The sequence below is a fragment of the Streptomyces sp. NPDC041968 genome, assembly GCF_055589025.1.
In genome coordinates this window covers 1-17,449 of sequence record NZ_JBVJCB010000010.1, presented here as the reverse complement: position 1 = coordinate 17,449, position 17,449 = coordinate 1, and the positions used below count along the sequence as shown (strand labels likewise).

The window sequence follows — 17,449 nt, the reverse complement described above, 5'->3', positions numbered from 1 at the left end:
CCCGCTGACTCCGCGTGCGCGCCGGAGCGCCGGCGTCGGCCGCGCCATGGCCGGGCCCCCTCCCCCACACATGCCGAGGACTGCCATGTCTGCTGCCGGTTCCGCCGCCCACCACGAGACCGCCTACGACCAGCGCAGACTGCGCCAGTGGCTCGCCGGAGAGGCCCGAGCGGACGGGGTCACGCGCCGTCGGCTGCTCACCCTGCTCGCCGCGACCGCCGTCGTGGGCGGGCTCCCCGCGACGGAACCGGCCCGCGCCGCCGAGTCGCCCGTCGTCAAGCCCCTGCCGCCCGCATGGTTCGTCCGGCGCGGCACCAACGCCGAGACCCGCTGGGAGGCGCTGCGCGGGACCGGCCACCACACCCCGAACGAACTGTTCTTCGTCCGCAACCACACGGCGACGCCCGTCCTGGACGCCGCCGACTGGCGGCTGAGACTGTGGGGCGACGGGCTGCGCGGCAAGCCGGCCGAGGGGCGGCCGGTGGAGTTCGGCTACGACGACCTGCTGGCCCTGCCCTCCACGACCCGCACCGCCTTCGTCGAGTGCGCCGGAAACGGCCGCAGCCACTACGCGACGCAGCAGGGCGAGACGCCCACCGGCACCGCCTGGACGCTGGGCGCGGTGGGCGTGGCCCGCTGGCGCGGGGTGCGCCTGTCCCACGTGCTGCGCAGGGCCGGACTGTCCGCGCACGCGGTGGACGTCCAACCCCGGGGCCTGGACGCCGAGTACGTCAGCGGCGGGGAGAACCTCGGCCGGGTGCGTCGCCCCCTGCCGCTGGGCAAGGCCCTGGACGACGTACTCCTCGCCTACGAGATGAACGGCGAGCCGCTGCCGTACGACCACGGATACCCGGTGCGGGTGCTGGTGCCCGCGTGGGTGGGGATCGCGTCGGTGAAATGGGTCGGTGACATCCAGGTGTCGGCGCAACCGCTGTACTCGCCGTGGAACACCACCTTCTACCGGCTGTTCGGCCCCGCCCACCCGGAGGAGGGCAGCGCGCCGCTCACCCGGCAGACGATCAAGAGCGCCTTCGAGCTGGCGAGCGGAGCGAGCTTCCCGGTGGGGGAGGAGCAGGTGCTGCACGGCCGGTCCTGGTCGGGTGCGGGAGGCGTCGTACGGGTCGACGTCAGCACCGACGGCGGGTCGGGCTGGCGGCGGGCCCGCCTGCACGACCGGCCGCGATCCGGCACGTGGTCCCGCTGGTCCCTTCCCTGGACGCCCACCGCACCCGGCCCCACGCACCTGCTCGCCCGCGCCACCGACGCGGCAGGCCGCACCCAGCCGGACACCACCGCCTTCAACACCCAGGGGTACCTCTTCGACGCCGTGGTGCGGCACCCCGTGACGGTGGTCTGAGGTCAGGGGCGGGTGCGCCCGAGGCCCTGTTCCATCACAGTTCGGTCCCGGGCCGGAACTGTGGCCTCCACCACAGCCAACGCGATCTTGTGCTGGTGAGATCGCCGGATGCTCGGTTTCCTCCTCCGGCTCCTGCCTTTCTGGGTCCGTGAGCCGCTGCTCATCCTGGTCGGGTCCGTCTTCGGCGTGCGCATCATGTATCTCGCCGTGCAGGACGGCTCATGGCCGGCGGCCGGGATCGGGACGGTGTTCCTGGTCTTCACGGCGGTCCGCGTCCGCACGGTGGTCCGGGCCTTCCGCGCCCGCCGGAACGCCGCCCCGGTGGCCCCCGCAGACGGGACGGCGACCGACGCCGCCCCGCAGCCGCAGCCCCCGTCCCAGGCGCCGGCCCCGGTTCCGGCCGCACCGCGGCCCGCCCCGGTCGCCCGGGAGAAGGAGCCCAACGCCTGGGGCCAGGCCGTCGCGGCCGTGGCCGTGTTCGCGGCGCTCGGGGCCGCGCTGTGGCTGGGGGAGCTGCTCCCCTCCGAGGACACCGGCGCGCCGCGGGCCGCCACGTGTGCGAGCGGCGAGGACGAGGAACTGCCGAGCGCCTACGCGAAGACACCCGGGGCCGCCACCGGCGAGGAACTGTGCGAGGCGCTCAACCGACCCGACCTGGCCCAGCTCCTCGGAACGCCCGCGGAGACCGCCACCGTGGCGTCCGGCACCAGCGACACCGCCCCGCTGACCGACGGCAAGGTCGCCCAGCCGGAGGCCGAGGTCCGATTCGACACCTACACCGTGAACGTCTCGGCCACGTACAACGAGCTGTCGATCGCCCAGTACGTCAAGCTGATGGAGTTCGGTCAGGAGACGGACGTCAGGACGCTCACGGTCCTCGGCCGGCCCGCGGTCCTCGCCTCGGACCACACCATGAGGATCGAGTTCGACCTCGGGAGCGGCGGAACCGGCGGACCGGTCGAACAGGGCCCCCTGGCCAGGACGCTCTCCGTGGCCTTCGACGGGAAGGACCGGGGCGGCTACTACGACATCACCGTGTGGAGCGAGTCCGGAACCCTCCCGGACGACAGCGCGCTGCTCGACATCGCGGAGAAGGTCCTTCCCGCGATCCCGGAACGGGCCGTGTGACGAGGCGCTGGGGCGTCCCTCCTCGGGGAACGCGGACGGCGTAGGCTGCCCCGCCCGTGCCGCGGGAGGCGGGACCGCCCACGGCGGTCCGCAGGTGCCCCTCGCCGGGACGGCGGGCCGAACCCCCGCGGTGTCGCGGACTCGGGCCGTCCAGCCGCGCCCATAATGAGGCATATGTCCGTTATTCGCGCACGGCGAGTGTCAGCACGCGGGCCGAAGGTGCGGACCGTCGCCGGACAGGTGTTCCTGCTGCAACTGGTGCTCGTCGTCCTGCTCGCGGCAGCGGCCGTCGTGGCCCTGGTGCTCCAGGTCCGGCGGGACAGCACCCAGGCGGCCCGGGACCGGACGCTGTCGGTCGCGCAGACCTTCGCCAACGCCCCGGGAACCGCCGAGGCGCTGGACGGCCCCGACCCCACGGCCGTGCTCCAGCCCCGCGCCGAAGCGGTCCGCGAGGCGGCCGACGTCGCCTTCGTCGTCGTGTCGAACACCCGGGGAATCCGGTACACGCACCCCGATCCGGGCCTGATCGGCAAGCGCGTGCTGGGCCCGTACGAGGAGGCGGCCCAGGGCGTTCCCGTGACCAGGGAGCTGAGCGCCAGCGTCGGTCCGGCCGTCGACTCGGTCGTGCCCGTCTTCCGGGGTGACGGCTCGGTCGCCGGGCTCGTGGCCGTCGAGATCACCGTCAGCGACGTCAACGAGTCCGCCGAACGCCAGATGCCGGTCATCCTCGCCGGCACCGCCGCCGCCCTCCTCCTGGCCGTCGGCGGCTCGGCGCTGGTGAACCGGCGCCTGTCCCGGCAGACCCGCGGTCTGGGTCCCGGCGAGATGACCCGGATGTACGAGCACCACGACGCGGTGCTGCACGCCGTGCGGGAGGGCGTCGTGATCGCCGACGGCGGGCAGCGGCTGGTGCTGGCCAACGACGAGGCCCGCAGGCTGCTCGGACTCCAGGCGGACGCCGAGGAGCGCCCGCTCGCCGAGTCGGGACTGCACCCGCGGATCGCCGAACTCCTGGCGTCCGGCCGGCCCGTCACCGACGAGGTGGTGCCGGTGGAGGACCGGCTCCTCGCCGTCAACGTGCGGATCACCGGCGACCACAGCGGGCCGCCCGGTGCCGTCGCCACCCTGCGGGACACGACGGAGCTGCGCGCGGTCCTCGGCCGGGTGGAGGCGGTGCGGGAGCGCCTCCTGCTCCTCTACGAGGCCGGCGCGCGCATCGGCAGCACCCTGGACGTCACCACGACCGCGGAGGAACTGACCCGGGTGGCCACGCCGCGGTTCTCGGACTTCACCACCGTGGACCTGGTCGAGTCGGTGTTCCGCGGGGACGAGCCGCGGGAGTCGCAGGGGCCGCTCGTCCGGATGCGGCGGGCCGCCGTCGCCGGCCTGCACGAGGACCACCCCTTGCACCCGACGGGCCGGGTGACCGGCACGGTGCCCACCAGCCCCGGCTCCCTGGGCGGCACCGCGCGGCACTCCCTGCCCGAAGCGGACGTGAACGTGGCGCTCGGCTGGTACGGCAGCGACCCTGAGCACGCCGAGCGCGTCATCGCGTACGGCTTCCACAGTGTCCTGACCGTTCCCCTGCACGCGCGCAGCGTGGTCCTCGGCATGGTCAACTTCTGGCGTTCGGAGAACCCGGACCCGTTCGTCGAGGACGACGAGGCCTTCGCCCGGGAACTGGCCGCCAGAGCGGCGACGTGCATCGACAACGCCCGCCGCTACACCCGCGAGCACGAGACGGCCGTGGCCCTCCAGCGCAGCCTCCTGCCGAGTGGACTGCCCGAGCAGAACGCCCTCGACGTCGCCTACCGGTACGTGCCGGCCGAAGCCGGGGTGGGCGGGGACTGGTTCGACGTCATCGCACTGCCGGGCGCCCGGGTCGCCCTGGTGGTCGGCGACGTGGTGGGGCACGGTCTGCACGCCGCCGCCACCATGGGGCGGTTGCGGACCGCCGTGCACAACTTCGCCGCCCTCGACCTGCCGGCCGACGAACTCCTCGCACGCCTCGACGAGCTGGTCTCCCGGCTCGATCACGAGGCCGGCCCGGACCGGGCCGAGATCGCCGGCGCGACCTGCCTCTACGCGATCTACGACGCGGTGGCGGGCCGGTGCTCCCTGAGCCGGGCGGGGCATCCCGGCCCTGCACTGGTGCTGCCCGACGGATCGGTCCGCTTCCCCGACAGCCCCGTCGGACTGCCGCTCGGCGTCGGCAGCGGCCTGCCCTTCGAGGCGGTCGACCTCGACGTGCCCGAAGGCAGCCGGCTGGTGCTGTACACCGACGGACTGCTGGAGAGCGGCGGCCGGGACGTCGACGAGGGCGTCGAGCTGCTGCGGCGGGGGCTCACCCGGGCCGGCCGCACCCCCGAGGAGACGTGTGCCGAGGTGCTGGCCCGCCTGCCGACCGACCGGAGCGCCGACGACGTGGTGCTCCTGGTGGCCGGCACCCGCGTCCTCGACCCGTCCCGGGTGGCCGTCTGGGACGTCGAACGCGACCCGGCGGTCGTCTCCCGCGTCCGCCGCGAGGTCACCGACCGGCTCGCCGAGTGGGGTCTGGACGAGGAGGCCTTCGTCACCGAGCTGATCCTCAGCGAGCTGCTGACCAACGCGGTGCGCCACGGCACCGACCCGGTCCGGGTGCGCCTGCTGTACGACCGGACCCTGGTCTGCGAGGTCTGCGACGGCAGCAGCACCGCCCCGCACCTGCGCTACGCGGCCACGACCGACGAGGGAGGGCGCGGCCTCTTCCTCGTGGCCCAGATGGCCGACCGCTGGGGGACCCGCTACACCGAGACCGGAAAGGTCATCTGGTCGGAGCAGACCCCGTCGTCCGGGATGCCGCCCGGCCCGTGACCGGCGCCCGTCCGGTGCCCTCACCGCCCCGGGAGGCTCGAACCGCGGACGACCAGCTCGGGCTGGAGCACCACGTGCTCGTGACGGTGTCCGGCCGCCCGGTCCCCGGCCTCCTGGAGCAGCAGGTCGGCGGCCATGGCCCCCATCGCCCGCGCGGGCTGGCGGACCGAGGTCAGCGGTACGGTCGCCGCGGCGGCGAACTCGATGTCGTCGTACCCGACGATGGCCAGGTGGTCGGGGACCTTGACCCCGGCCGTGTACATGAACTGGAGCACCCCGAGGGCCAGCAGGTCGTTGGCGCAGAAGACGGCGGTGGGCCGTTCCGCCAGACCCAGCAGTCTGGCCCCCGCGTCCCGTCCCGCGGCCACGTCCAGGCGCTCGGTGGGGATCTCCCGCAGGGCCGCGGGGGGCAGGCCGGCCTGGGCGACGGCTTCCCGTGCTCCCGTCCGGCGGTCCTGCACCTGCCTGAGGTGGGGCGGCCCGCTGACGTAGGCGAGGCAGCGGTGGCCCGCATCGGTGAGGTGGCGGACGGCCAGGGCGCCGCCGGTGACGTCGTCCACCGAGACGGAACAGCCCGCCGTGTCCTCGGCCACCCGGTCCACGAGAACGAAGGGGATGCCGTGCCGGCGGAAGCCGGCCAGGCTGCGCCCACTGGGGTCGGCGGGGGTGACCAGCACCCCGCGGACCCGCTGTTCGGCGAAGAGTGCGAGGTACTCCGCCTCCTTCCGCGCGCTCTGCGCGCTGTTGCACAGCGTGACGGCGAGGCCCGCCTGCCGGGCCGTGCGCTCGGCCCCCTGGGCCAGGTCGACGAAGAAGGGGTTGCCCATGTCGAGGACGAGCACGGCCACGACACGGCTGCGCCCCGCCCGCAGCTGCCGCGCGGACTCGCTGCGCACGTAGCCGAGGCGCGCGATCACCTGCTCCACATGGCGCCGCGTCCGCGGCGAGACGCGGCCGGGCCGGTTGAGCACGTTGGAGACGGTGCCCACCGAGACGCCCGCCTCCCGGGCCACGTCCTTGATGCCGACGGCCGGCGTGGAGTGCGACATGCGTGGGCCCCCTGCTGTTCCGTCCCCGGACCCCGTCCGCGTCCTGTGGCGGGGCCGGGGGAGCGTGCGTCGTACGAAGGCGGCGCTCCTTCACGCCAGATGGAAGACCTCGGTGAGGGGACGCATGGCGGCGTCGGGGGCCTCCCCGTCGAGATCCTCGAAGAAGTGCGCCATCTCGGCCTGCCAGCGCGCGTTCACCTCGGTCGCGGCCATGGCGGCCCGGGCCGCCTCGAAGTCCTCGGTCTCCAGGTAGCCCACGAGCAGGCCGTCCTCCCGCAGGAAGAGGGAGTAGTTGTGCCAGCCGGCCCCGGAGAGCGCGGCACGCATGTCGGCCCACACGTCCCGGTGGCGTTCGCGGTACTCGGCGACCATTCCGGCGCGGACCTTCAGAAGAAAACAGACGCGTTGCATCGGACCACCCTGGTGCCGGGCGTGGGGCCCCGGCGGCTGCCGGGGCCCCACGGCTGTCCTGCGGATCAGAAGTCGTACTCGTCGACGTTGGCCTCGTCGAAGACGGTCGGCTCACCCGGTGAGATCACTCCGTCCGCGCCGATGGTCATCGTGCCGAGGTCGCCGGCGGCGAAGGTCTCGCCCTCCTTGCCGGTGATCTGGCCGGACTCGAGCGCGACGGCGGCGCGGGCGGCGAGAGCACCGAGCTTGGCCGGCTCCCACAGCTCGAACTGCTCGACGGTGCCGTTCTTGACGTAGGCGCGCATGTCGTTGGGGGTGCCGAGCCCGGTGAGCTTCACCTTGCCCTTGTACTTGGACCCGGACAGGTACTGGGCGGCGGCCTTGATGCCCACGGTGGTGGGGGAGATGATGCCCTTCAGGTCCGGGTACTCCTGCAGCAGGCCCTGGGTCTGCTGGAAGGACTTCTGCGCGTCGTCGTCCCCGTAGGCGACCTTGACGAGCTTGATGTCCTTGTGGGCGGGCTTCTTCAACTCCTCCTTCATGACGTCGATCCAGGCGTTCTGGTTCGTCGCGGTCTGCGCCGCGGACAGGATCGCGATCTCGCCCTTGCCACCGATCTGCTCGGCCAGCAGCTCCACCTGGGTGCGCCCGAGGTCCTCGGCCGAGGCGGGGGAGACGAAGACCTGGCGGCAGTCCTTGTTGGTGTCGGAGTCGTAGGTGACGACGCTGACACCGTTGCGCATGGCCTGCTTGAGGGCGGTGCACAGGGCGCCGGGGTCCTGCGCGGAGACGGCCATGGCGTCGACCTGCTGCTGGGTCAGCGTGTTGACGTAGCTGACCTGGCCGGCGGTGTCGGTGCCGCTGCTGGTGCCGACCTCCTTGTACTCGGAGCCCAGGCCCCGCAGCGCCTTCTCGCCGCCCTTGTCTGCGGTGGTGAAGTAGGGGTTGTTGACCTGCTTGGGCAGGAAGGCGACCGTGAGGCCCTTCTTGGTCTCGGCCTGGGGGTCGGCCTTGCCCGCGGCCGCGCTGCCGCTCTCCTCGGCGGCGTCGTCCTTGGTGGTGCCGCCGCAGGCGGTGGCACCCAGGGCGAGGGCGGTGACGGTGGCCAGGGCGAGGGTCAGGCGGCGCGATCCGGTGGTGGTGCCGAACATGTGACGTTCCTTTGCCTGGGCGGAAGGGGGGAGGGGCGGGGGGACCGGCCGCGCTGTCGGCCGGTCCCGGGGTGAACCGGGGACACGGGCCCTACGGGCTCGGGGCCGCCACCGGCGGGGGAGCGGTCCCTCTCGCCCGGGCCCGGGCCTCGGAGATCCGGCGTCCGATCCGCGGAGCCAGGACGGAGACCACCAGCAGGACCCCGGTCGCCACGGTCTGGGACTGGGCGGTGACGTTCGAAAGGCTCATCACGTTCTGCATCGTGCCGAGCAGGAACACACCGGCGACGGCGCCGCCGAGCGTGCCCTTGCCGCCGTCGAAGTCGATGCCGCCCAGCAGCACCGCGGCGATCACGGACAGTTCGAGACCGGTGGCGTTGTCGTAGCGGGCACTGGCGTAGTGCAGGGTCCAGAAGACGCCGGTGAGTGCCGAGACGACGCCCGTGGTGACGAACATGGCCAGCTTGAGCCGCTTGACCCGGACACCGGCGAAGCGGGCGGCCTCCTCGGAGGAGCCGATGGCGAACAGCGAGCGCCCGAAGCGCGTGGCGTGCAGCACGACGACCGCGATCGCCAGCAGGACGACGAAGGGCACCACCGCGTACGGGAGGAACGTGTCCCCGAAGCGGCCCGCACCGAAGTCCAGGTACTGCGCGGGGAAGTCGGTCACGGAGTCGGAGCCGAGGACGATCTGCGCGATGCCCCGGTAGGCGCCGAGCGTGCCGATCGTGACCGCCAGCGAGGGCAGCCCGAGCCGGGTGACCAGCAGGCCGTTGACGAGGCCGCAGACCAGGCCCAGCAGAACGCAGAGCGGGATGATCGTCTCGATCGCCATCCCGGCGTTCCACAGCGCGCCCATCACCGCACTGGAGAGACCGGCGGTGGAGGCCACCGAGAGGTCCACCTCGCCGGAGACCACGAGCATCGCCATCGGCAGGGCGATGAGGGCGATGGGCAGGGTGTTGCCGATGAGGAACGACAGGTTCAGGGCGTTGCCGAAGTTCTCGACGAAGGAGAACGAGCAGATCAGCAGGACGACCAGCAGAGCGCCGACCGAGGTGTCCCAGCGCACCGCGCCACCGAGGCGGGAGAGCGCGGGCGACGTGGCGGTGGTGTCAGGCATGGCGGGCACTCCTCGACTGTGCGGCCTTCTTGCGCAGGGCTCCGGAGACCCGGAGCGCCAGGATCCGGTCGACGGCGATGGCGAGCAGCAGCAGGCAGCCGTTGATGGCGGTGACCCAGACCGAACTCACCCCGAGGGCGGGGAGCACACCGTTGACGGAGGTGAGCAGTACCGCGCCGAGCGCGGCGCCGTACACGGTGCCCGAGCCGCCGGTGAAGGCGACGCCGCCGACGACCACGGCGCTCACCACGACGAGTTCGTACCCGTTGCCGGTGTTGGAGTCCACGTTGCCGAACCGGGCGAGGTAGAGGGCACCGGCGAGTCCGGCGAGTGCCCCGCAGACCACGTAGGCCGTCATGACGCGGGCCCGGATCGGGATGCCGGCGAGGCGGGCCGCCTCCGGGTTGGACCCCAGGGCGTACATGTCCCGGCCGCTGCGGTAGCTGCGGAGGTAGTAGGCCACGACGACCAGGACGGCCAGCGTGAGCAGCGCGAGGTAGGGCACCACGGAGATGCCGTCGCTGCCGAAGTCCACGAACCCGTCGGGCAGGGCGCTCGCGGTGATCTGCCGGGAGCCGACCCAGAGGGAGTCGATGCCGCGGATGACGTACAGGGTGCCCAGGGTCACCACCAGGGCGGGCACCTTGCCGAGGCTCACCAGCGCCCCGTTGACCACACCGAACAGCGCGCCCAGCGCGACGGCCAGCAGGACGGCGACGAGCGGGTGTCCGCCGTCCTCGAGACAGAGGCCCGCGGCGAACGCGGAGATGCCCAGCACCGAGCCGACCGAAAGGTCGACGTTGCGGGTGATGACGACCATCGCCTGGCCGATCGCGACCAGCACGAGGATGGTCGCGTTCAGCAGCAGGTCCCTGATGCCCTGCTCCGAGAGGAACGCGGAATTGGACAGCTGGGTGGCGCCGAGCATCACCACCAGCACGGCGATCACGGCCAGTTCACGGACCTTGAACATCCGGTCCACGAGCCGCCGTGCGGCGGCGGACTCCGGCGCGGCCTCCTGCCGCACCGTTTCGACGGTGGTGGTCATGCCGCATCCCTCCCTCGGTCGGTGCGACCGGTCGCGGCTGCCATCACGGTCTCCTCGGTCGCTTCCGCCCTGGGGATCTCCGCGGTCAGGCGGCCCTCGTGCATCACCAGGACCCGGTCGGCCATGCCGAGGATCTCCGGCAGGTCGGACGAGATCATCAGCACGGCCACGCCGTCGGCGGCGAGCGAGGACAGCAGACGGTGCACCTCCGCCTTGGTCCCCACGTCGATGCCGCGGGTCGGCTCGTCCACGATGAGCACCTGAGGAGCCGTGGCGAGCCACTTGGCCAGGACGACCTTCTGCTGGTTGCCGCCCGACAGGGTGCCCACCACGTCGGCCAGGCGGGCGTACTTCACCTGGAGCCTCGTCGCCCAGTCGACGGCGCGGCTCCGCTCGGCCCGCCGGTCCATCAGCCCGGCCCTGGAGGTGGCGGCGAAGCCGGTGAGCCCGATGTTCCGCTCGATGGACATGTCCATCACCAGGCCCTGGGCGCGGCGGTCCTCGGGCACCAGGGCCACACCGGCGGCCATGGCCAGGCTCGGAGCCCCCGGAGGCAGCTTCCGGCCGAGCACCTCGACCTCGCCGCCGTCGAACCCGTCGACTCCGAACACGGCCCGGGCCACTTCGCTGCGGCCCGCCCCGACCAGCCCGGCGAGACCGACGATCTCTCCGCGCCGCACGTCGAAGGAGACGTCGGTGAACACTCCCTCACGCGTCAGCCGGCGCACGCCGAGGGCGACCTCGCCGACCCGGGTCTCCTGCTTGGGGTACAGCTCCTCGAGATCGCGGCCGACCATCCGGCGCACCAGAGCGTCCTCGTCGAGGTCGGAGAGGGGCTCACTGGCGATCCGGGCACCGTCCCGCAGGGTGGTGACCCGCCCGCACAGCTCGAAGATCTCCTCCAGGCGGTGCGAGATGAACAGCACCGCCGAACCCTGCTCGCGCAGCGCCTCGACCACGCCGAACAGCCGGGCCACCTCGCTGCCCGTGAGCGCCGCCGTCGGCTCGTCCATGATCAGCACACGGGCGTCGAAGGACAACGCCTTGGCGATCTCCACCAGTTGCTGGTCGGCGATGGACAGGCCGCGGGCCGGCCGGTCCGGGTCGAGGGCCACCCCGAGGCGGGCGAACAGCCCGGCCGCGGCCGCCTTGACGGCGCGGTGGTCCACCCTGCCCAGGGAACGGCGGGGTTGCCGTCCGATGAAGATGTTCTCCGCGACGGACAGGTCGGGGAAGAGCGTCGGCTCCTGGTAGATCACGGCGATCCCCGCGTCGCGGGCGTCCGCCGGACCGTGGAACTCCACCGGCCGGCCGTCGAGGAGGACCGTGCCGGCGTCCGGACGGTGCACGCCCGCGAGAGTCTTGATCAGGGTGGACTTGCCGGCGCCGTTCTCGCCCGCGAGGGCGTGGGCCTCGCCTGCGTACAGGCGCAGTGACACGTCACGCAGGGCTCGGACGGCACCGAAGGACTTGCTCACTCCCTCCAGTGCGAGCACCGGAGGGGTCTCCGGTTCGGATGGGGTCATGGGTGGTCTCCCGTACGTGTGCCGAGCGGAGGCCCCGTTGTGAAATGTTTCAACAGGGTTGCCGGGAAGCTAGCTTCAGCCCGTTCGGGACGTCAAGGGTCCGGAGCCCGTGCGGTCGTCCGGTGCGTGCGGGAGAGGGCAGGCGGCAGACGGGCTGAGCGGTGCGGGAGCCCTTGACGGGAGGTGGGGTACGGGCTAGCTTCGGCGTCAGCCTGAATCGATTCATTCGACGGGCCGTCCAAGTCCCGCGACGGGGCAGGTTGCGCATCCAGAGGTGGACATGCCTGACATCACTGCCGTGAGAACCGCACTCGCCGATCAGCGGGTCGAGACGCCTTCCTGGGGCTACGGCAACTCCGGAACGCGTTTCAAGGTCTTCGCGCAGCCCGGTGTGCCGCGGACGCCACGCGAGAAGCTGGACGACGCGGCCAAGGTGCACGAGTTCACCGGCATCACCCCCCGGGTGGCCCTCCACATCCCCTGGGACAAGGTGGACGACTACGCCGCCCTGGCCGCGCACGCCAAGGACCGTGGTCTGGAACTGGGCGCCATCAACGCCAACGTCTTCCAGGACGACTCCTACAAGCTCGGCAGTGTCTGCCACCCGGACGCCGCGGTGCGGCGCAAGGCGCTCGCCCACCTCGTGGAGTGCGTCGACATCATGGACGCCACCGGCTCCCGCGACCTCAAACTGTGGTTCGCCGACGGCACCAACTACCCCGGCCAGGACGACATCACAGCCCGCCAGGACCGGCTCGCGGAGGCCCTCCAGGCCGTCTACGAGCGGCTCGGCGAGGACCAGCGGATGCTCCTGGAGTACAAGTTCTTCGAGCCCGCCTTCTACACGACCGACGTCCCCGACTGGGGCACGGCCTACGCGCACTGCCTGAAGCTCGGTGAGAAGGCACAGGTCGTCGTGGACACCGGGCATCACGCGCCCGGCACCAACATCGAGTTCATCGTGGCGGTGCTGCTGCGCGAGGGCAAGCTCGGCGGGTTCGACTTCAACTCCCGCTTCTACGCCGACGACGACCTGATGGTCGGCGCCGCGGACCCCTTCCAGCTGTTCCGCATCCTGCACGAGGTGATCAAGAACGGCGGCCTGGCCCCCGCCGCCGGCGTGGCCTTCATGCTCGACCAGTGCCACAACATCGAGGCCAAGATCCCGGCGATCATCCGCTCCGTGATGAACGTGCAGGAGGCGACCGCCAAAGCCCTGCTGATCGACGCCGAGGCACTGGCCGCGGCCCAGGCGGACGGTGACGTCCTGGCCTCCAACGCCGTACTCATGGACGCGTACGACACCGACGTCCGGCCGCTGCTGGCGGAGATCCGCGAGGAGAAGGGCCTGCACCCCGACCCGATCGCCGCCTACCGCGCCAGCGGCTGGCAGGAGCGGATCGTCGCCGACCGCGTCGGCGGCGAGCAGGCCGGCTGGGGCGCGTAGCCGCCGCCGCGGGCGCCGCGCGCGGTCCCGGGCACCTCCGTCGTCAACCCCTCCCGAAGGAAAGATCATCATGGCCTCCGCCATCCATCCCGAAGTCGCCGGGCTCCTGGCGCGCTCGCACCGGCTCGGCGCGGACCCGCGCAACACCAACTACGCGGGCGGCAACACCTCCGCCAAGGGCACCGCCACCGACCCCGTCACCGGCGGAGAGCTGGAACTGCTGTGGGTGAAGGGCTCCGGCGGTGATCTGGGCACGCTCAGGGCGGAAGGACTGGCCGCGCTGCGGCTCGACCGGCTGCACGCCCTGAAGGACGTCTACCCGGGCGTCGAGCGCGAGGACGAGATGGTCGCCGCGTTCGACTACTGCCTGCACGGCAAGGGCGGCGCCGCGCCCTCCATCGACACCGCCATGCACGGCCTGGTCGACGCGGCCCACGTCGACCACCTGCACCCCGACTCCGGGATCGCGCTGGCCTGCGCGGCCGACGGCGAGAAACTGACCGCGGAGTGCTTCGGCGACCAGGTCGTGTGGGTCCCGTGGCGGCGCCCCGGCTTCCAGCTGGGCCTGGACATCGCCGCGATCAAGGCAGCCAACCCGCAGGCCGTCGGCTGCGTCCTCGGCGGTCACGGCGTCACCGCCTGGGGCGCCACCTCCGAGGAGTGCGAGGCCAACTCGCTGCACATCATCCGCACCGCCGAGGCGTTCCTCACCGAAAAGGGCCGCCCCGAGCCGTTCGGGCCGGTGCGGGAGGGCTACGAGCCGCTGCCCGACGAGGAACGGCGCGCCCGTGCCGCCGCCCTCGCCCCGTACGTCCGCGCCCTCGCCTCCGCCGACCTGCCGCAGGTCGGGCACTTCACGGACTCGGAGGCGGTGCTGGACTTCCTCTCCCGCGCCGAGCACCCGCGCCTCGCGGCACTGGGCACGTCCTGCCCGGACCACTTCCTGCGCACCAAGGTCCGCCCGCTGGTCCTGGACCTGCCCGCGGGCGCTCCGCTGGAGCAGGCGATCGCCCGGCTGGCGGAGCTGCACACCGAGTACCGGGCGGAGTACCGGGCCTACTACGAGCGGCACGCCGTCCCCGGCTCGCCCGCGATGCGCGGCGCCGACCCCGCGATCGTCCTGGTGCCGGGCGTGGGCATGTTCTCCTTCGGCAAGGACAAGCAGACGGCCCGCGTCGCCGGGGAGTTCTACGTCAACGCGATCAACGTGATGCGGGGCGCCGAGGCCGTCTCCACCTACAGCCCCATCGAGGAGTCGGAGAAGTTCCGCATCGAGTACTGGGAGCTGGAGGAGGCCAAGCTGCGCCGGATGCCGGCGCCCAAGCCGCTCGCCACCCGGGTCGCGCTGGTCACCGGCGCCGGCTCGGGCATCGGCAAGGCCATCGCCCACCGGCTCGTCGCCGAGGGCGCCTGCGTCGTGGTCGCCGACCTCGACGGCCCCAGCGCCGCCGCCGTCGCCGAGGAACTCGGCGGGCCGGACCGAGCCGTCGCCGTGACGGTGGACGTCACCAGCGAGGAGCAGATCGCCACCGCCTTCGCCGAGGCCGTGCTCGCCTTCGGCGGCGTCGACCTGGTCGTCAACAACGCCGGCATCTCCATCTCCAAGCCGCTGCTGGAGACCACGGCCGCGGACTGGGACCTCCAGCACGCCATCATGGCCCGCGGCTCCTTCCTCGTCTCCCGGGAGGCCGCCCGGGTGATGACCGCCCAGCGGCTCGGCGGCGACATCGTCTACATCGCTTCCAAGAACGGTGTCTTCGCGGGCCCCAACAACATCGCCTACGGGGCGACCAAGGCCGACCAGGCCCACCAGGTGCGGCTGCTGGCGGCCGAACTCGGCGAGCACGGCATCCGCGTCAACGGTGTCAACCCCGACGGGGTCGTCCGCGGCTCCGGCATCTTCGCCGGCGGCTGGGGCGCCGAGCGGGCCGCCGTGTACGGCGTGGAGGAGGAGAAGCTGGGCGAGTTCTACGCCCGGCGCACCCTGCTCAAGCGCGAGGTACTGCCCGAGCACGTGGCGAACGCGGTGTTCGCCCTCACCGGGGGCGACCTCACGCACACCACCGGGCTGCACGTCCCGGTGGACGCGGGTGTCGCCGCGGCCTTCCTGCGCTGAGCCGAAGGGCCCGCCCCGATGCCGGCGCGACGCACGCGGCGGCACCGGGGCGCCTCACCGGAAGGCAACCCCCAAGCCGTCGGCGCGCGCTGCGCTCTGTAGCGCGTGCGCCCCGGCGCAGGTGCCTGTCACCCTTCGGCACCCCTGCGCACCCCCGACCCGTCGCCGCCCCCGGCGCCCCTCCCTTCCTCGCCGCGCACAGCGGAGGTACCAGCACGTGACCACCACCCCGGCCTCCTCGGCCTTCCCCTCGGCGTTCGCCGCGGTCGACCTCGGGGCCACCAGCGGACGGGTGATCCTCGGCCGGGTCGGGCCGGACAACCTCGACCTGACCGAGGTCCACCGGTTCCCGAACACGCCGGTCCGCCTGCCCGACGGACTGCACTGGAACGTGCTCGCGCTCTTCCAGGGCACCCTCGACGGGCTGCGGGAGGCCGCCCGGGCCGGCTCGGTCGCCTCTGTCGGAGTGGACACATGGGCCGTGGACTACGGGCTCCTCGACGCCGACGGCGTCCTGCTCGGGACCCCCTACCACTACCGGGACAGCCGCACCGACGACGCGGCGCGGCGGGTCTGGCCCCGCGTCGGGCCGGAAGAGCTGTACCGCACCACCGGGCTTCAACACCTGCCGTTCAACACCGTCTTCCAGCTCGCCTCGGCCGCCGGTACCTGTCAGCTGAGCACCGCCCGCACCCTGCTGCTCATACCGGACCTGCTGGTCCACTGGCTCACCGGAACCATCGGCGCGGAAGCGACCAACGCCTCCACCACCGGCCTCTTCGACGCCCGCACCCGCACCTGGTCCGCGGAGCTCGTCGACCGGCTGTCCCTCGACCCCGGGCTGCTCCCGCCCCTGCGCCACCCCGGCGACCCGGCCGGCACCCTCCTGCCCCACGTCGCCGCCCACACCGGTCTCGACGCGAGCACGCCGGTGGTCACCGTCGCCTCGCACGACACCGCCTCCGCCGTCGCCGCGGTCCCGGCCACCGCACCGCACTTCGCCTACATCTCGTGCGGCACCTGGTCGCTGGCCGGACTCGAACTGGACGCCCCGGTGCTGACCGAGGCGTCCCGGGCCGCGAACTTCACCAACGAACTGGGCGTGGACGGCACCGTCCGCTACCTCCGCAACATCATGGGCATGTGGCTGCTGGAGGAGTGCCGGCGCACCTGGGAGGCGCAGGGCCTGCCCACCCGCATCCCCATGCTCCTCGCCGAGGCCGCCCGGTCCACGGCGTTCGCCGCGCTCGTCGACCCGGACGATCCGGCGTTCCTCGCCCCGGGCGACATGCCGGAACGCGTCCGGGAGTACTGCCGCCGCACCGGCCAGCAGGTCCCCGACAGTCAGGGTGCCGTCGTCCGCTGCATCCTGGAGAGCCTGGCCCTGGCCCATCGCCGCACCCTGCGGCAGGCGGCCGAACTCGCCGGCCGCGACCTCACCCACGTCCACCTGGTAGGCGGTGGCTCGCGCAACGACCTGCTCTGCCAGCTCACGGCCGACGCCACCGGACTGCCCGTCATCGCGGGGCCCACCGAGGCCACCGCCCTGGGCAACATCCTCGTCCAGGCCCGGGCCGCCGGACTGGTGGCCGACCTGGCCGCCCTGCGCCGGCTCGTGGCCGCCACCCAGCACCTCAGGCGCTACAGCCCGCGGGGCGACGGCGCCGCCTGGGACGCGGCAGCCGCCAGGCTCACCCCCGCCCGAACGGAACCGCCATGCGCGTAGCCCTCTTCGCCACCTGCGTCAACGACGCCCTCCACCCGTCCACCGCCATCGCGACCGTCAAGGTGCTCGAACGCCTCGGGGTCGAGGTGGACTTCCCGGCCGCCCAGACCTGCTGCGGGCAGCCGCAGTACAACACCGGGTACCGGCGCGCCACCGAACCCCTGGTACGCCGCACGGCCCGCGCCTTCGAGGGCTACGACCACGTCGTCACCCCCTCCGGCTCCTGCGTCGCCATGGTCCGCGACCACTACCCCAGGATCGGCGCCAAGGCGCTGGCCGAGGGCCGGGGCCGGGACCTCTCGGACGCCGCCGCCTCCCTCGTGCCGAAGACGTACGAGCTGACGGAGTTCCTCGTCGACGTGCTCGGGGTGACGGACGTGGGGGCGTACTTCCCGCACACCGTCACCTACCACCCCTCGTGCCACGGGCTGCGGAGCCTGGGCCTGGGCGACCGGCCGCGGCGGCTGCTGGAGGCGGTCGAGGGGCTGGAGCTGGTCGAGCTGCCGGGGGCGGA

General features: G+C 72.8%; 13 protein-coding genes. 7 read left to right on the top strand and 6 right to left on the bottom strand.

The genetic code is table 11. The features are described from left to right. The first annotated feature begins 85 nt into the window (after positions 1-85). The 3 genes from ACZ6EG_RS23820 to ACZ6EG_RS23810 all read left to right on the top strand — a co-directional run bounded on the left by ACZ6EG_RS23820 (position 86) and on the right by ACZ6EG_RS23810 (position 5,338). The gene (locus tag ACZ6EG_RS23820) at positions 86-1,357 is read left to right on the top strand and encodes a sulfite oxidase (protein ID WP_469607371.1); all 1,272 of its coding nucleotides are present in this window, start codon (positions 86-88) and stop codon (positions 1,355-1,357) included. Positions 1,358-1,465: 108 nt separating this feature from the next. After that, a complete protein-coding gene (locus ACZ6EG_RS23815) occupies positions 1,466-2,485 on the top strand; it encodes a DUF6215 domain-containing protein (protein WP_469607368.1) in 1,020 nt (339 codons plus the stop codon). Between the two features lie 174 nt (positions 2,486-2,659). Beyond that, complete coding sequence (locus ACZ6EG_RS23810; protein WP_469607365.1) at positions 2,660-5,338, top strand: SpoIIE family protein phosphatase; 2,679 nt, start codon at positions 2,660-2,662, stop codon at positions 5,336-5,338. Positions 5,339-5,358: 20 nt separating this feature from the next. Here the strand turns inward: ACZ6EG_RS23810 and ACZ6EG_RS23805 are convergent, their stop codons facing one another. From ACZ6EG_RS23805 to ACZ6EG_RS23780, 6 genes are all read right to left on the bottom strand, one after another. Then, on the bottom strand, positions 5,359-6,387 hold the full coding sequence (locus ACZ6EG_RS23805; RefSeq protein ID WP_469607362.1) for a LacI family DNA-binding transcriptional regulator: 1,029 nt from the start codon (positions 6,385-6,387) through the stop codon (positions 5,359-5,361). Between the two features lie 90 nt (positions 6,388-6,477). Beyond that, on the bottom strand, positions 6,478-6,798 hold the full coding sequence (locus ACZ6EG_RS23800; RefSeq protein WP_391969128.1) for an L-rhamnose mutarotase: 321 nt from the start codon (positions 6,796-6,798) through the stop codon (positions 6,478-6,480). A gap of 65 nt (positions 6,799-6,863) precedes the next feature. Beyond that, positions 6,864-7,949, bottom strand: a complete 1,086-nt coding sequence (gene rhaS / locus ACZ6EG_RS23795) for a rhamnose ABC transporter substrate-binding protein (RefSeq protein WP_469607357.1) — start codon at positions 7,947-7,949, stop codon at positions 6,864-6,866. Between the two features lie 91 nt (positions 7,950-8,040). Further along, complete coding sequence (locus ACZ6EG_RS23790; RefSeq protein ID WP_391969126.1) at positions 8,041-9,072, bottom strand: ABC transporter permease; 1,032 nt, start codon at positions 9,070-9,072, stop codon at positions 8,041-8,043. Then, positions 9,065-10,120, bottom strand: a complete 1,056-nt coding sequence (locus ACZ6EG_RS23785; RefSeq protein ID WP_391969125.1) for an ABC transporter permease — start codon at positions 10,118-10,120, stop codon at positions 9,065-9,067. Before ACZ6EG_RS23785 ends, ACZ6EG_RS23790 begins: the two co-directional genes overlap by 8 nt. Beyond that, positions 10,117-11,646 carry a sugar ABC transporter ATP-binding protein gene (locus ACZ6EG_RS23780; RefSeq protein WP_469607352.1) on the bottom strand — a complete coding sequence of 510 codons (1,530 nt, stop codon included), beginning with the start codon at positions 11,644-11,646 and terminating at the stop codon, positions 10,117-10,119. The genes ACZ6EG_RS23785 and ACZ6EG_RS23780 overlap by 4 nt, the downstream gene beginning before the upstream one ends. Positions 11,647-11,926: 280 nt before the next feature. On the opposite strand from ACZ6EG_RS23780, the gene rhaI reads away from it, so the two are divergent. From rhaI to ACZ6EG_RS23760, 4 genes are all read left to right on the top strand, one after another. Further along, positions 11,927-13,093 (top strand): L-rhamnose isomerase, encoded by a 1,167-nt coding sequence (gene rhaI, locus ACZ6EG_RS23775; RefSeq protein ID WP_391969123.1) that lies wholly within the window; start codon positions 11,927-11,929, stop codon positions 13,091-13,093. A 70-nt stretch (positions 13,094-13,163) separates the two neighbouring features. Further along, positions 13,164-15,209 (top strand): bifunctional aldolase/short-chain dehydrogenase, encoded by a 2,046-nt coding sequence (locus tag ACZ6EG_RS23770; protein WP_391969122.1) that lies wholly within the window; start codon positions 13,164-13,166, stop codon positions 15,207-15,209. A gap of 217 nt (positions 15,210-15,426) precedes the next feature. Further along, positions 15,427-16,935, top strand: a complete 1,509-nt coding sequence (locus ACZ6EG_RS23765; RefSeq protein WP_469607348.1) for a rhamnulokinase — start codon at positions 15,427-15,429, stop codon at positions 16,933-16,935. Further along, positions 16,926-17,449: (Fe-S)-binding protein (locus tag ACZ6EG_RS23760; RefSeq protein WP_469607345.1), on the top strand; the 524-nt coding region annotated here is incomplete at its 3' end. The genes ACZ6EG_RS23765 and ACZ6EG_RS23760, both read left to right, overlap by 10 nt.

Bases quoted from the DNA above. Each gene is read 5' to 3' on its own strand.
- ACZ6EG_RS23820 (WP_469607371.1), top strand. From the start codon at position 86: ATGTCTGCTGCCGGTTCCGCCGCCCACCACGAGACCGCCTACGACCAG.
- ACZ6EG_RS23810 (WP_469607365.1), top strand. From the start codon at position 2,660: ATGTCCGTTATTCGCGCACGGCGAGTGTCAGCACGCGGGCCGAAGGTG.
- ACZ6EG_RS23770 (WP_391969122.1), top strand. From the start codon at position 13,164: ATGGCCTCCGCCATCCATCCCGAAGTCGCCGGGCTCCTGGCGCGCTCG.
- ACZ6EG_RS23785 (WP_391969125.1), bottom strand. From the start codon at position 10,120: ATGACCACCACCGTCGAAACGGTGCGGCAGGAGGCCGCGCCGGAGTCC.
- ACZ6EG_RS23800 (WP_391969128.1), bottom strand. From the start codon at position 6,798: ATGCAACGCGTCTGTTTTCTTCTGAAGGTCCGCGCCGGAATGGTCGCC.
- ACZ6EG_RS23790 (WP_391969126.1), bottom strand. From the start codon at position 9,072: ATGCCTGACACCACCGCCACGTCGCCCGCGCTCTCCCGCCTCGGTGGC.
- rhaI (WP_391969123.1), top strand. From the start codon at position 11,927: ATGCCTGACATCACTGCCGTGAGAACCGCACTCGCCGATCAGCGGGTC.
- rhaS (WP_469607357.1), bottom strand. From the start codon at position 7,949: ATGTTCGGCACCACCACCGGATCGCGCCGCCTGACCCTCGCCCTGGCC.
- ACZ6EG_RS23780 (WP_469607352.1), bottom strand. From the start codon at position 11,646: ATGACCCCATCCGAACCGGAGACCCCTCCGGTGCTCGCACTGGAGGGA.
- ACZ6EG_RS23815 (WP_469607368.1), top strand. From the start codon at position 1,466: ATGCTCGGTTTCCTCCTCCGGCTCCTGCCTTTCTGGGTCCGTGAGCCG.
- ACZ6EG_RS23805 (WP_469607362.1), bottom strand. From the start codon at position 6,387: ATGTCGCACTCCACGCCGGCCGTCGGCATCAAGGACGTGGCCCGGGAG.